This window comes from Pseudomonas ceruminis (assembly GCF_021602025.1).
GTDB lineage: Bacteria > Pseudomonadota > Gammaproteobacteria > Pseudomonadales > Pseudomonadaceae > Aquipseudomonas > Aquipseudomonas ceruminis.
Window position 1 is genome coordinate 77,370 of the sequence record NZ_BQHW01000008.1, and the last position, 14,473, is coordinate 91,842.

Annotated in this window: 11 protein-coding genes; 5 read left to right on the forward strand and 6 right to left on the reverse strand. The window is 63.0% G+C overall.

Annotated features, from left to right (window positions below):
- Positions 1-3: 3 nt before the first annotated feature.
- The 3 genes from glgA to L6D80_RS11815 form a co-directional block, all read right to left on the reverse strand.
- Positions 4-1,563: a glycogen synthase GlgA gene (gene glgA / locus L6D80_RS11805; protein WP_054901669.1), complete on the reverse strand. Its 1,560-nt coding sequence runs from the start codon at positions 1,561-1,563 to the stop codon at positions 4-6.
- Between the two features lie 520 nt (positions 1,564-2,083).
- The gene (locus tag L6D80_RS11810; RefSeq protein WP_223849164.1) at positions 2,084-2,458 is read right to left on the reverse strand and encodes an SgcJ/EcaC family oxidoreductase; all 375 of its coding nucleotides are present in this window, start codon (positions 2,456-2,458) and stop codon (positions 2,084-2,086) included.
- A 174-nt stretch (positions 2,459-2,632) separates the two neighbouring features.
- Positions 2,633-2,800, reverse strand: coding sequence for a DUF6026 family protein (locus L6D80_RS11815; RefSeq protein WP_176513693.1), 168 nt, complete (start codon positions 2,798-2,800; stop codon positions 2,633-2,635).
- Between the two features lie 164 nt (positions 2,801-2,964).
- Here L6D80_RS11815 and gnd point away from each other — a divergent pair, with 164 nt between their 5' ends.
- The 4 genes from gnd to L6D80_RS11835 all read left to right on the forward strand — a co-directional run bounded on the left by gnd (position 2,965) and on the right by L6D80_RS11835 (position 8,068).
- A complete protein-coding gene (gnd, locus tag L6D80_RS11820) occupies positions 2,965-3,984 on the forward strand; it encodes a phosphogluconate dehydrogenase (NAD(+)-dependent, decarboxylating) (protein WP_223849243.1) in 1,020 nt (339 codons plus the stop codon).
- Positions 3,981-5,486 (forward strand): glucose-6-phosphate dehydrogenase, encoded by a 1,506-nt coding sequence (gene zwf / locus L6D80_RS11825; RefSeq protein ID WP_054901666.1) that lies wholly within the window; start codon positions 3,981-3,983, stop codon positions 5,484-5,486. Before gnd ends, zwf begins: the two co-directional genes overlap by 4 nt.
- Before the next feature lie 37 nt (positions 5,487-5,523).
- Positions 5,524-7,323: a glycoside hydrolase family 15 protein gene (locus L6D80_RS11830; RefSeq protein ID WP_176513686.1), complete on the forward strand. Its 1,800-nt coding sequence runs from the start codon at positions 5,524-5,526 to the stop codon at positions 7,321-7,323.
- A gap of 124 nt (positions 7,324-7,447) precedes the next feature.
- Complete coding sequence (locus tag L6D80_RS11835) at positions 7,448-8,068, forward strand: TetR/AcrR family transcriptional regulator (RefSeq protein WP_054901664.1); 621 nt, start codon at positions 7,448-7,450, stop codon at positions 8,066-8,068.
- A 108-nt stretch (positions 8,069-8,176) separates the two neighbouring features.
- On the opposite strand, the gene preA is transcribed toward L6D80_RS11835, so the two are convergent.
- From preA to hydA, 3 genes are all read right to left on the reverse strand, one after another.
- Positions 8,177-9,451, reverse strand: a complete 1,275-nt coding sequence (gene preA, locus L6D80_RS11840; protein WP_054901663.1) for an NAD-dependent dihydropyrimidine dehydrogenase subunit PreA — start codon at positions 9,449-9,451, stop codon at positions 8,177-8,179.
- Entirely contained in the window at positions 9,452-10,819 is a 1,368-nt protein-coding gene (locus L6D80_RS11845) for an NAD(P)-dependent oxidoreductase (protein ID WP_176513683.1), read from the reverse strand.
- 93 nt (positions 10,820-10,912) lie between these two features.
- Positions 10,913-12,352 (reverse strand): dihydropyrimidinase, encoded by a 1,440-nt coding sequence (gene hydA, locus L6D80_RS11850; protein ID WP_176513680.1) that lies wholly within the window; start codon positions 12,350-12,352, stop codon positions 10,913-10,915.
- Between the two features lie 616 nt (positions 12,353-12,968).
- Between hydA and L6D80_RS11855 the strand changes: the two genes are divergently transcribed.
- Complete coding sequence (locus L6D80_RS11855; protein WP_176513676.1) at positions 12,969-14,471, forward strand: NCS1 family nucleobase:cation symporter-1; 1,503 nt, start codon at positions 12,969-12,971, stop codon at positions 14,469-14,471.
- The last annotated feature ends 2 nt before the right edge of the window (positions 14,472-14,473 follow it).

Sequence of the window (14,473 nt, forward strand, 5' to 3'; positions counted from 1 at the left end):
TGCTCAGTAGTGGCTCAGCTGTGTCTGCTTGACCAGGTCCTCGTAGAGGCGGGCATAGGGTTCGACCGCCTGGCACCAGTTGAACGGCTGGGTCATCGACAGGCAGCGCATGGCATTGAGCAGGTTTTTCTTGCCGTATACATAGAAGGCGCGGCTCAGCGCTTCGCGGTAGCTCTGCACCGTGGACTCGTCGAACAGGAACCCGGTAACGCCATTCTCGATGGTGTCGGCCAGCCCACCGGTGTTGCGCGCCACCGGCAATGAGCCAAAGCGCTGCGCATACATCTGGCTCAGGCCGCAGGGTTCATAGCGTGACGGCATCAGCAGGAAATCGCTGCCAGCGAACATGCGCCTGGCGTCGGTTTCGTTGAAACCAATACGCACACCGATGCGGCCTGGGTGGCGCACCGCCAGCTCACTCATGGCCTGTTCTTCTTCCGGCTCGCCCCGGCCAATGATCGCGATCTGCCCACCTTGTTCGACGATGTAGTCCGCCACGCCCAGGGTCAGGTCCAGCCCTTTCTGGAAGACCAGCCGCGAAACCACCGCGAACAGCGGGCCTTCGGACGGCTCAAGTTCGAACAGGCGGCGGACCTCCTCGGCATTGCGCGCCTTGCCCTCCCAGTCGTTGATACTGAAGTTGTGCTGCAGGTGCGTGTCGGTGGCCGAATCCCAGCTTTCGTCGATGCCGTTGGGGATGCCACCGAGCAGGCCTTGCTGGGCCTTGCTGGCCAGGAAACCGTCCAGGCCGCAGCCAAATTCGGGCGTGGTGATTTCGCGGGCATACGTGGCGCTGACCGTGGTGATGTGGCTGGAGTAGGCCAGGCCTGCCTTGAGAAACGACAGCTTGCCGTAGAACTCCATGCCTTCCTGCTGCATGGCATGGTCAGGGATCGCCAGCTCCGGGCTGCAGCCGCGGCTGTACACGCCCTGGTAGGCAAGGTTGTGAATGGTGAACAGGGTCGGCGTGTTCAGCCCGCGCCAGTGCATGTAGGCCGGGGCCAGGCCGGCAGGCCAGTCATGGGCGTGGACCACTTCGGGCTTCCAGTGGATGCGGCCTTCGCCGGCGGCGATTTCGGCAGCGGCCAGGCCCAGGCGGGCGAAGCGAATGTGGTTGTCGGGCCAGTCGCGGCCATTGTTGGCGCCATAGGGCGAACCGTCGCGCTGGTACAGCTCAGGGCAGATCAGCACATAGATGACCAGTCCGTCGGCCATGTCCATGCGACCGATCTTGCACGGTGGCAGGGCGGCGTGGCCACCGAGTTCACCGACGATATGGATGGGGTTGTCGCTTTCCATTACCTGGCGGTAGCCGGGAATCAGCACGCGAACATCGTGCAGGTGCGCCAGCGCCCGTGGCAATGCCGCGGAAACATCGCCCAAGCCCCCGGTTTTTACCAGGTCGGCGATTTCGGAGGTGACGAACAGGATCTTGCGCTTGTTGGGGTTGTGCTGACGCTGGGCGCCGGGTGCCTTGCCTGTCGTGGCGAAATCCGGGGTAAGCGGTTCGCGGTTGTCCGGTTTGAATGACTCTACGTGAGGTTCGACAGCGGCACTGATCATACTTCTCTCCGTCCCTATTGTGTTGTCCGGGTGCGGGCACCCGTTGCTCTATTCGTGTTGGTTATCTCTGCTTCGTCTGTTCGTCGTGCGGTCCTTGCCCCAGGGTCGTGCGCGCAGGCACAGCGCTATCGGCATTCCGGCCGAAGGCGATTGGACAGATTGGGGTGGCGGGGCTCTAGCGAGGGAAGTCCCTTAAGCCTTGGCCTACTTATGTTGCTGACCTGCCACCGTTTGCAAAAGTTCGACTTATTTATGTCGCTTCTTCCTTGAGCAAATGGCGGGCCGAACGCTGAGTGTAGGAGAGCCGGAGATAAAGATGTGACCCGCTGGTCACTTTCGTTATGACGCGAGATAGACGCAAACGTTGGCGTGTGTGACGGGATGTGAAGGCGGTGTTCAAGCACGGCTCGCGGGCGACATTGCTGTGCGCATTTTTGTGGCAGGGGGTGTTGCTTGCACTGTCAGGGTGCGGCTGAGCAGGCGGGTGACGGCCCAAGCCCGTCACCCTGGCGACGCGTGGCTAGGACTGAGGCAGCAATGAGGAGTGATGGTGGTCGATCAACCAGGCTTGGCCATCCCAGCGGTAGATAAAGGTGTACCTCGCCGCTACCTGTCGACCGGTGGAGGCGAAATCGAAGGTGTACAAGCCGGCGAGGGTGGCCGTGTCGCAGCCACGCTTGAGGTGATGGCTGTTTAGCTTGCCGCTAGGGCGATCAGCAAGGAAGTGGCTGAAATAGTCGACCCGCTCAGCCTGGGTTAGCCGAGGCGCGTTCGACACCGTAGGCAACAGTACCGCGTCGTGCTGATAAAGCTTGGCCACCTTCAGCGGGTCGCCGGTCTTGAGGCTGGCATTCCACTGCTCGAACAGCCCGAGCGCGTCTGCCTCGTTCAACATTTGACAGGAGTGCGGCGTAGCTGCCTGCGCAGGCACGGCAACCACGAGTAGCGCTGCTGGGATGAGGTATTTTAAGGGGAACATGCTGGCATCCGTGGATGCAGGCACCGGGGTGGGCCTGCGGCGCGCTCCAAGGTAAAGAGGGCGCCGCGCGTCAACGAGTGGGCAAATCGTTCAGTAGCTAACGGACTTTTCACCACGGTTGGCTTGCTTGAGCATCAGGGTGAGACGCGCTACTTGTTGTAGCAGCTGTTCACGCTCCTCCTTCAGTTTACGCAGTTCATCACGGCGTACGGAGACATAGAGGGTCTGGGTAGGGGTGGCAGGCATCAAGGTACCCATGGATACACCTCGCAGTTTTGGCTGGTGACAGTTAAAGCGTAGACACTTCACGCGGCGCGCATTCTGAATTCTTTCGCTGCCCATGGGAACTTTTTTGTTTAACGTTGTCGCGCCGTCCGTCGCTGAACCCTCAGGCGGCGCGCTGGACTAATCTGAAACGCTGACTGTGTTGTCATTCATTTTCAAGGGAGCATCGGCTCATGCAATTGGGAATCGTCGGGCTGGGCCGCATGGGCGGCAATATCGCAAGGCGCCTGATGCGCACCGGTCACCGCACCGTGGTCCATGACCGCAACCGTGAAGCCATTACCGGGCTGGAAGGCGAGGGCGCACAAGGGGCGCATGACCTGGGCGCGCTGGTGCAAAAGCTCAAGGCGCCGCGTGCGGTGTGGGTCATGCTGCCGGCTGGAGAACCCACTGAACAGACGATTGCCCAACTGGCCGAGCTGCTCGAGCCGGGCGATGCGATCATCGACGGCGGCAACACCTTCTACAAGGACGACATGCGCCGCGCCGCGCAGTTGGCCAAGCGTGGGTTGCACTACCTGGATGTCGGCACCTCTGGTGGCGTTTGGGGCCTGGACCGTGGCTACTGCATGATGATCGGCGGGGAGAAGGACGTGTTCGAGCGCCTGGAGCCGCTGTTCAAGGCCCTGGCGCCGGGCGTAGGTGACATTCCACGTACCCATGGCCGCGAAGGTGAGCACGACCGCGCCGAACACGGCTACATCCACGCCGGCCCGCCCGGCGCCGGGCACTATGTGAAGATGGTGCACAACGGCATCGAGTACGGCCTGATGCAGGCCTATGCCGAAGGCTTTGACCTGTTGCGCAGCAAGGGGGGCAATGAGTTGCCCGAAGACCAGCGCTTCGACCTGAATGTGGCCGAGATCGCCGAAGTCTGGCGCCGTGGCAGCGTGGTCACGTCCTGGCTGCTCGACCTCACCGCCGACGCCCTGGCGGCCGACCCGCACCTGTCGCAGTTCAGCGGTTCGGTGTCCGACAGCGGTGAAGGCCGCTGGACCATCGATGCCGCCGTCGAGCAGGCCGTGCCGGTACCGGTGCTGTCCAGCGCGCTGTTCGCAAGGTTCCGCTCGCGCCAGCAGCAGGGCACTTACGGTGACAAGGTGCTCTCGGCGATGCGCCTGGGCTTTGGTGGCCACGTCGAGAAGAAAGGCCAATGACCAAAAAGACCATTCCCGCTGCACCGCCTTGCACACTGTTCCTGTTCGGCGCCAATGGTGACCTGGTCAAGCGCCTGCTGATGCCGGCGCTGTACAACCTCAGCCGCGACGGCTTGCTTGACCGCAACCTGCGTATCGTGGGCGTCGACCACAACGCCGCCACGGCAGAGGCGTTCGCCGAGCGCCTGCATGCGTTCATGCGTGAGCGTGACAAAGGCGGCGAGGGGGCCTCCCGATGCGTGGACGACAAGGTGTGGGCACGCCTGGCCAAGCGGCTGGACTACCAGACCGGCGATTTTCTTGACCCTGCCACCTATACGGCGCTGGCCCAACGCATCGACAAGACCAGCCACGGCAACGCGATCTTCTACCTGGCCACCTCACCACGTTTCTTCCCCGAAGTGGCGCAGCGCCTGGGCGATGCCGGCCTGCTCGATGAATCGGCCGGTGGTTTTCGCCGGGTCGTGGTGGAAAAGCCTTTCGGCACCGACCTGGCCAGTGCCGAGGCACTCAATGCATGCCTGCTGAAGGTGATGAGTGAGCGGCAGATTTACCGCATCGACCATTACCTGGGGAAGGAAACCGTACAGAACATTCTGGTCAGCCGTTTTTCCAATGGCCTGTTCGAATCGTTCTGGAACAACCACTACATCGACCATGTGCAGATCACCGCCGCCGAAACCGTCGGCGTCGAGACCCGCGGTGCGTTCTACGACAACACCGGGGCGCTGCGCGACATGGTGCCCAACCACCTGTTCCAGTTGCTGGCGATGGTCGCTATGGAGCCGCCTGCGGCCTTTGGCGCCGATGCCGTGCGCGGTGAGAAAGCCAAGGTGATCGGCGCCATCCGCCCCTGGTCGGCGAAGATGGCCCTGAAGAACTCTGTACGGGGTCAGTACACGGCTGGCAAGCAGGGCCGCAAACACTTGGCGGGGTATCGCCAGGAAGACAAGGTCGCGGCCGACAGCCAGACGGAAACCTATGTTGCGCTCAAGGTCATGATCGACAACTGGCGCTGGGCCGGCGTGCCGTTCTACCTGCGTACGGGCAAGCGCATGAGCGTACGCGACACGGAAATCGCCATCTGCTTCAAGCCCGCGCCTTATGCGCAATTTCGCGAGTCGGAGCTTGAGCGGCCCAAACCGAATTACCTGAAGATCCAGATCCAGCCCAACGAAGGCATGTGGTTCGACTTGCAGGCCAAACGGCCCGGGCCGGAGCTGGTGATGGAAAACGTCGAGCTTGGCTTCGCCTACAAGGACTTCTTCAAGATGCCCCCGGCGACCGGTTACGAGACCTTGATTTATGACTGCCTGACGGGCGACCAGACCTTGTTCCAGCGGGCCGACAACATCGAGAACGGCTGGCGAGCAGTGCAGCCGTTTCTGGATGCGTGGGCCGATGGGGGAGACGTGCATGAGTACCCGGCGGGCGAAGATGGGCCAGAGGCTGGCCATGAGCTGCTGACCCGCGACAAGCGTGAATGGCACAGGTTGGGGTGACAGCACCGGCCTCTACTTCATCAACCCAGGAGACTGCATGCCCGCCCCTATCGAAGACTACGCCTTGCTCGGCAACTGCCGCAGCGCCGCCCTGGTCAGCCGTGATGGCTCCATCGACTGGCTGTGCCTGCCGCGTTTCGACGCCCCAGCGGTGTTCGCCGCGCTGCTGGGCAACGAAGAGAACGGTCGATGGCGGCTGGCCCCCAGCGACCCGGTCGAGCACACCCAGCGCGCCTACCTTGATGACACCCTGGTACTGGAAACCACTTGGGTCACCGCCAGCGGCCGTGCCCGTGTGCTGGACTTCATGCCCGTGCAGGGGGACATCAACTCGGTGGTGCGCATCGTCGAGGGTGTTGCTGGCCAGACCAACTTCGAAATGGACCTGGTGCTGCGCTTCGACTACGGCCGCAGCGTGCCCTGGGTGGAAAAGCTCGACCCTCTGACGCTCAGCGCCGTTGCTGGCCCCGACTGCCTGGTCATGAGCAGCACCGTACCCTCGCATGCCCGCGATCATCACACGGTGGCCCGCTTTCGGGTCGGGGCCGGTGAACGCCATGTGTTCAACCTGCGCCATCAGCCTTCGCACCTGCCGGTGCAGCCTGACTGTGATGTGGAACAGGCCTTGGAGCACACCATCAGCCAGTGGCAGGCCTTTGCTGCGCGCTGCCCGGAGGTGGGGCCTTACAGCGCCCAGGTGCGCCGTTCCCTGATCACCCTCAAGGCCATGACCTACGCGCCCACCGGGGGCATGGTCGCTGCGGTGACCACGTCGTTGCCCGAAAGCATCGGCCACGAGCGCAACTGGGATTACCGCTTCTGCTGGTTGCGCGATGCCACCATGACCTTGCTGGCGTTCATGAACCTGGGGTACTTCGAGGAGGCGCAGGCCTGGCGCGAGTGGCTGCTGCGGTCGGTGGCCGGCAACCCCGAACAGATGCAGATCATGTACGGCCTGGCCGGTGAGCGCGACCTGCAGGAATACACCTTGCCGTGGCTGCCCGGGTACGAGCACTCCCAACCCGTGCGCGTGGGCAATGCCGCTGCACAGCAGCGGCAGCTGGACATCTACGGCGAACTGGCCGACGCCATGAGCCAGGCCATCAAGGGCGGGCTGCCCCGACACCCGCGCAGCGCTGCGATCTCGCGCCTGATCCTGCCGTACCTGGAGCGCATCTGGCGCGAGCCGGACGAAGGCATCTGGGAGGTACGCGGTGGCCAGCAGCACTTCGTGCACTCGAAAGTCATGGCCTGGGTGGCCTTTGACCGCTCGGCAGGGCTGGCAGACACCACCGAAGAAGGCCGTGAGCGGGGCCAGCACTACCGCAAGGTGGCGGATGAAATCCGCCGCGAAGTGTGCGAACACGGCCTTGACGCCAGCGGCCAGTATTTCGTCCAGGCCTATGGCGCCAACGAGATGGATGCCAGCCTGCTGCAGATCGCCCTGACCGGTTTCCTGCCGGTCGAGGATGAGCGATTCCTGCGCACCCTCGAGCAGATCGAGCAGCGTCTGTTGAAGAACGGCTTGCTGCTGCGCTACGACACCGACACCTGCAGTGACGGGCTGACACCCGGAGAGGGCACGTTCCTGGTGTGTTCGTTCTGGTTGGCCGATGTGTATGTGCTGCTGGGGCGCCAGGAGGAAGCCCAGGCGCTTTACGAGAAACTGACCGGTCTGTGCAATGACGTGGGCCTGCTGGCCGAGCAGTATGACCCGGCCGGCCAGCGCATGCTCGGCAACTTCCCCCAGGCATTCAGCCATGTCGGCATCATCAATACAGCGTTGAACCTGTACCGGGCACATTGCCCGGTCCGGGACCGGGCGACGTGTGGCTGAGTGCAAAGAGGGCGTGATGCCGGGCGCCACTTATGCTATTTCAAGGCGAACAGATCAGGGCCGTTGAGGCGGCCCATCATAGGCAAGCCAGCGTCTACAAGGGGCGCGTGGTATTAGGAACGGCATGGCCAACCACAAGATCGAAATTCGCCGACGCAACGTCGAAAAAATTCTCGTCGCCGCAGAAAAGGTGTTCGCCGAGAAGGGGTACGGCGCCACCTCCATGGGCGATATCGCCGAACAGGCCGAGCTGCCGCGCTCCAACCTGCATTACTACTTCAGCACCAAGGATGAGCTGTTTCGCGCGGTGTTGCAGGACCTGCTGGATGTGTGGAAGCAGGATGCGCTGTGTTTCGAGAACTTCGACGACCCGCGCGTGGTGCTCACCAGCTACATCCGCGCCAAGATGGGCCATTCGCGTTCGCGGCCGCTGGGCTCGAAGATCTGGGCTGAAGAGATGCTGCACGGCGCCCCGCTACTGGGGGTGAACCTCGATGACAGCCTGGTGCCGTGGGCCAAATTGAAGGAAGACAAGATCCGCCGCTGGGTGGAGGAGGGGCGGATCCTGGCGGTGGAGCCTTCGGCGCTGCTGTACATGATCTGGGCGTCGACCCAGCACTATGCCGACTTTGGTTACCAGGTGGCACTGCTCAATGGTGGTGAGCCGCTGTCGGACGGGGCGTTCGAGCGGGCGGTCCAGACGGTGACATGCGTGATCCTGCGTGGGATAGGGCTGGAGCCTTGATGGCTGGCAAACGCCGGCAAGCCCGCTCCCACATCAAACATGTCCCCGCCATGGTGTACCTGTCCTGTGCAGCGCATCGAGGCGGATAACAAAGCGCCCCGCGCAATCTCAACTGGCTTCGCGGTAGGGGTTACGCGGGTCCTGCGTCCAGTTCAGGTACGGTTTGCCCGTCTCCTGCGCCACCATCTCGATGCAATTTTCCACCGGGCAGGTGATCTGGCACAGGTTGCAGCCCACGCATTCGTCCTCGATCACCGTGTAGGCATGGGTCCCGTCAGCCTTCAGGGTGCTGGCAATGGCCTGGTGCGAGGTGTCCTCGCAGGCGATGTGGCAGCGCCCACAGCCGATGCAGGCCGCCTGGTCGATATGCGCCACCGATTTGTAGTTGATGTCCAGGTACTTCCAGTCGGTGGTGTGGCCCACCGCCTGGCCACGGAATGCCTCCAGGTTGCGGTGCCCGTGCTGGTCCATCCAGCGCGCCAGCCCGTCCTTCATGTCTTCGACAATGCGAAAACCATGCAGCATCGCCGCTGTACATACCTGCACGGCACCGCTGCCCAGGGCGATGAATTCGGCGGCATCCCGCCACGTGCCGATCCCCCCGATGCCGCAGATCGGCAGCCCGTGCGTTTCCGGATCGCGGGCAATCTCGGCCACCATGTTCAGCGCGATGGGTTTTACCGCCGAGCCACAATAACCACCGTGGGTGCTCTGATCACCGACGATCGGGTGGGCGACCATGCGGTCCAGGTCGACACTGGTAATCGAGTTGATCGTGTTGATCAGCGACACGGCATCCGCCCCGCCGCGATGCGCCGCGCGTGCCGACTGACGGATGTCGGTGATATTGGGCGTGAGCTTGACGATGACCGGTAACGAGCAGTGCTGCTTGCACCAGCGGGTGACCATCTCCACATACTCGGGTACCTGGCCGACCGCTGCGCCCATGCCGCGCTCGGGCATGCCATGTGGGCAGCCGAAGTTCAGTTCGATGCCGTCGGCACCGGTGGCCTCCACCAGCGGCAGGATGAATTTCCACGATTGCTCGACGCACGGCACCATCAACGACACGATCAGCGCACGGTCGGGCCAGTCCTTTTTTACCTGGGTGATTTCGCGCAGGTTGATCTCCAGTGAACGGTCGGTGATCAACTCGATATTGTTGATGCCCTGCACCAGGCGGTTGGCGCCGTAGTGCGCCGAGTAGCGCGACGATACGTTGACCGCTGCCGGGTCTTCGCCCAGGGTTTTCCAGACCACGCCACCCCAGCCGGCCTCGAACGCGCGAACCACGTTGTAGGCCTTGTCGGTGGGTGGCGCGGAAGCCAGCCAGAAAGGGTTGGGTGCCTTGATGCCGGCGAACACGATAGACAAGTCGGCCATTTATGCAGCCTCCACGTTGAGCATGAGTTGGGCATGGATGGCTTCGGCTGCCAGCTTGCCGTGTTGCACGGCCTGGACGGTGAGGTCCTGGCCCAGGGCAGTACAGTCGCCGCCGGCATAAACACCCGGCAGGCTGGTGCGCATGTGTTCATCGACGCGAATGCGTTCACCGTCGCGGACCAGTTGCGCGGCCAGCGGGTCGCTCAGGGCTTGCTCGTCGAAGCGTTGGCCGATGGCCTTGAAGATCGCATCGGCGGCCAGCTCGAAGGTTTCGCCGGTATCGCCCAGGCGGCCTTCGACCAGCGCCGTGCGAGCGAAGCGCATGCCGCGAACCTGGCCGTTGTCGTCCAGCAGCACGGCGTCGGGGCGGGCCCAGGTGTGCAGGCGCACCTGGTTGGCTTTGGCGATGTCTTGCTCATGACCGGTGGCGCCCATGTCGGCAGGGCCGCGGCGGTACACCAGGTTGACATCGTGGGCGCCGAGGCGGCTCATCTGCACCGCCATGTCGATGGCAGTGTTGCCGGCACCGATGACCAGGCAGCGGCCGGCCAGCGGCAATTGCGTGAGGTCGTCCGCCTGGCGCAGTTCGCGGATGTAGTCGGTGGCAGCCAGCAGGCCTGGCGCGTGCTCCTCTGGCAGGCCCAACTGACGCACGGCATTCAGGCCAAGGCCAAGGAACACCGCCGCGTACTGGTCGCGCAGCTCGGCCAGGCTCAGGTTGCTGCCCAGGCGTTGGCCATGGCGGATTTCGATGCCGCCGATTCCGAGCAGAAACTCGACTTCGCGCTGGGCATAGTCGTCCACCAGCTTGTAGCGTGCGATGCCGTATTCATTCAGGCCCCCGGCCTTGTCACAGGCCTCGAACACCACCACCTCATGCCCATGCATGGCCAGGCGGTGGGCGCAGGACAGCCCGGCCGGACCGGCCCCGACCACGGCAATGCGCTTGCCGGTGGCGGGCGAGCGCTTGAACGGGTGCTCGCTGAACCCGGCATTGTCCAGGGCGTAACGCTGCAGCTGGCCGATCAGCACGGGCGCGCATTCCTGGGCGTTGTTGCGCACGCAGGCTTGTTGGCAAAGGATCTCGGTGGGGCATACGCGGGCGCAACTGCCGCCCAGAATGTTGGCCGAGAGAATGCGCTCGGCGGCTCCTTGCAGGTTTTCGTCGCTGATGCGGTGAATGAACGACGGGATGTCGATCTCGCTCGGGCAGGCGTTCACGCAGGGGGCGTCGTAACAGTACAGGCAGCGGGCGCTTTCCACGGCGGCCTGGCGCGCGGTGAGGGGTGGCGCGAGGTCACTGAATTGCTCGGCCAGTTGGTCGGCGCCGGCCCGGGGGCGCGGCAAATGGTTCAGGGCATCGATCACGGTTGTAGCCTCTCTTTTCTTTTTGGATGTGGCAGTCAACGGCAATACGGCGCCGTCCGGCCTCTGAGGGCCGGTTCGGCAGTGCGGGGTGGCTCAGCGCTGAACGGGGGTCGGGCGCTGCTGCTCGGCGCGTCGGCCCAGTACCTCGTACACCGAGGGGTAGGCCGGGCGCTCCACGTAACGACCCGCGCCAGGCTCGGCGCGCAGGTCGCCATCGGCCCAGAGCACGCGGCCCTGGCTGATGGTGTGGCTGGGGATGCCGCGTACGGTGCGGCCTTCGAAGATATTGAAATCCACCCGCTGGTGGTGGGTTTGGGCAGAAATGGTACGTGTGCCCTGCGGGTCCCACAGCACCAGGTCGGCATCGGCGCCGATGCGGATGGCGCCCTTGCGTGGGAACAGGTTGAAAATCTTCGCGGTGTTGGTGGAGGTCAGTGCGACGAACTCATGCATGGACAGGCGCCCGCTGTTCACACCGGCGTCCCACAACACGGCCATGCGATCCTCGATGCCGGCCGTGCCGTTGGGGATGCGGCTGAAGTCGTTGCGGCCCATGGCTTTCTGTTCGGCGCAGAAGCAGCAGTGGTCGGTGGCGGTGGTGTGCAGGTTGCCCGATTGCAGCCCACGCCACAGGGCCTCTTGGTGCTCACGCGGGCGGAACGGCGGGCTCATCACGTAGCCGGCGGCGGTGGCCCAGTCGGGGTTGCGGTAGACGCTGTCGTCGAGCAGCAGGTGGCCGGGCAGTACTTCGCCGTACACCGGTTGGCCTTTGGCCCGGGCGTAGGTGATTTCATCCAGCGCTTCGCGGCTGGAAATGTGTACCACGTACAGCGGTGTACCAATGGTTTCGGCAATACGAATGGCCCGGCTGGCCGCCTCGCCTTCGACTTGCGACGGGCGCGACAGCGGGTGTGCCTCCGGGCCGGTCAGCCCCTGGGCCAGCAGTTTCCGTTGCAGGTGGTACACCAGTTCGCCGTTTTCGGCGTGCACGGTAGGTACTGCGCCCAGTTGCAGGCAGCGCTCGAAGCTGGCGACCAGGGTGTCGTCGGCCGCCATGATGGCGTTCTTGTAAGCCATGAAGTGCTTGAAGCTGTTGACCCCGTGCTGGGTCACCAACTCGCCCATTTCTTCGGCTACCTGCTCACTCCACCAGGTGATGGCGACATGGAAACCATAGTCGGATGCACTTTTTTGCGCCCAGCCGCGCCAGGTGTGGAAGGCCTCCAGCAGCGACTGCTGCGGGTTGGGGATGACGAAGTCAATGATCGAGGTGGTGCCGCCGGCCAGCCCCGCGGCGGTGCCGCTGAAAAAGTCCTCGCTGGCCACGGTGCCCATGAACGGCAACTGCATGTGGGTGTGCGGGTCGATGCCCCCGGGCATCAGGTACTGGCCGCTGCCGTCGAGGGTCTCGCAGTCGGTAGGGGGGACAAGGTCTTTGCCGATGGCGCGGATCTGGCCATCGACACACAGGACATCAGCGGGATAACGCTCTTCGTGGGTGACCACGGTGGCGCCACGGATCAACAGGGACATGCCGTCTTCCTCGCAGGCTGACCGGTCTGTGCCGGTTCTTGAAATTGTTATGTGCCAGTGGCTGGAGGCGGGGCTTTAATCCTGTCAGACCTGACAAGAATGGAATCTAGATGCTGATTGTGGATTGTTCAAGAAATTTTTTTATGAGCTTATAACCGTAATAAGTCATTGATATTAAAGTAATAATTTATGAAATCACCAAAATGGTGAGGTGCTTCACCATTTTGACGCACTTGACAAGAAGCCAAATTGGTCAAGATTTTCCATGCAAAATCAGCCGCTTGAAACCTGGCTCCGAGGCGCAGCCGCGCCGCTGAAAAATCAGGCTGCACCAGATTGAAACCTGATGCAGGGGCCAGGGCCGGCCCATGGCGGTGAGCGCGCCAGTCGAGGGGATAACCGTGCCTTCGCCTGTAGCAGAAAAATGCCTTGCAGATCAGTTGATTACCTCCGGTCGGCGGCGGCCGGCCGGGCAGCCTCAGGCTCGCCCGGCACGCAATTTGAGTACGGCCACAACCGCCAGGCCGGACCGGAGGAGCAGTACTGGTGGTGTGTGTACTCCGGCCATCGCGTTAGCCCGATGAGCAAACAATTAGAAAAATCTGGAGAAGGCCCCATGCAACAGAACAGATCGGAAGTGATCGAGCAGGCTGGCCTGTTCGAGCTGTCCGCAGGCAGTGACGTCCTCGACAGCCCGCGCTACAACCACGATATCGCGCCGACCAAGGTGCACCAGCGCACCTGGAACAAATGGCACATCACTGCGCTGTGGGTGGGCATGTCCATCTGCGTGCCCACCTACACCCTTGGCGGCGTGCTCACGGCCTACTTTGGCCTGAGCGTGGGCGAGGCATTGCTGGCGATTCTGCTGGCCAATCTCATCGTGTTGATCCCATTGACCCTCAATGCCTTTCCCGGCACCAAGTACGGTATTCCCTTTCCGGTGTTGCTGCGGTCCTCGTTCGGCATCCTCGGCTCCAATGTGCCGTGCCTGATCCGTGCGGTGGTCGCCTGTGGTTGGTTCGGCATCCAGACGATGTTCGGCGGGTTGGCCATCCACCTGTTCCTGGGCTCCATCTTCGACGGTTGGAAAGCCCTGGGCGGTACCGGCGAGGTGATCGGCTTCATGATCTTCTGGGCCATCAACCTGTGGGTGGTGCTGCGTGGCGCCGAGTCGATCAAGTGGTTGGAGACCCTGTCGGCCCCGTTGCTGGTGGCGGTGGGGTTCGGCCTGCTGTTCTGGGCGCTGCCGCACATGTCCATGACCGAGCTGCTGGCGCAGCCGCCCAAGCGCCCGGAAGGGGCCAGCGTGGTCAGTTATTTCTGCGCCGGGCTGACGGCGATGGTCGGGTTCTGGGCCACGCTGTCACTGAACATACCCGACTTCAGCCGTTACGCCAAAAGCCAGAAAGACCAGATTCTGGGGCAGATCTTTGGCCTGCCACTGACCATGTTCCTGTTCGCCGCCCTGGGGGTGGTGATGACGGCAGCGTCGGCGTCGCTGGTGGGCGAAACGGTGTCCGACCCGGTGAGCCTGATCGGCAAGATTCACAGCCCCGGCTGGGTGGCGCTGGCCATGGCGTTGATCGTGGTCGCCACGTTGTCGACCAACACCGCCGCCAACATCGTCTCACCGACCAACGATTTTCAGAACATCGCGCCACGCCTGATCGGGCGTAGCCGTGCAGTATGGCTGACCGGCTTCATCGGCCTGGTGCTGATGGGCCATGAGTTGCTGAAGAAGCTTGGCTGGATCGTTTCCGATCTGAGCCTTGAGAGTGTCTATTCCAACTGGTTGCTGGGCTATTCCAGCCTGCTTGGGCCGATTGCCGGGATCATGGTGGTGGATTACTTCCTGATCCGACGGCAGAAGCTGGACTTGGCCGGCTTGTACCGTGATGACGTTTACCCAGCCTGGAACTGGGCAGGGTTTGCCGCCTTTGCGTTGCCGGTGGCGCTGACCGTGATGGCCATCGGCAACAGCAGTTTCAGCTGGTTCTACGACTATGGCTGGTTCACCGGATCGCTGCTTGGCGGGGCGCTGTACTACGCCCTGGGCGGTTTGGCCGTGCGTGGGCCAGTGCAGCCGGTGATAAGTGCAGACAACAAAAACGCCTGAGG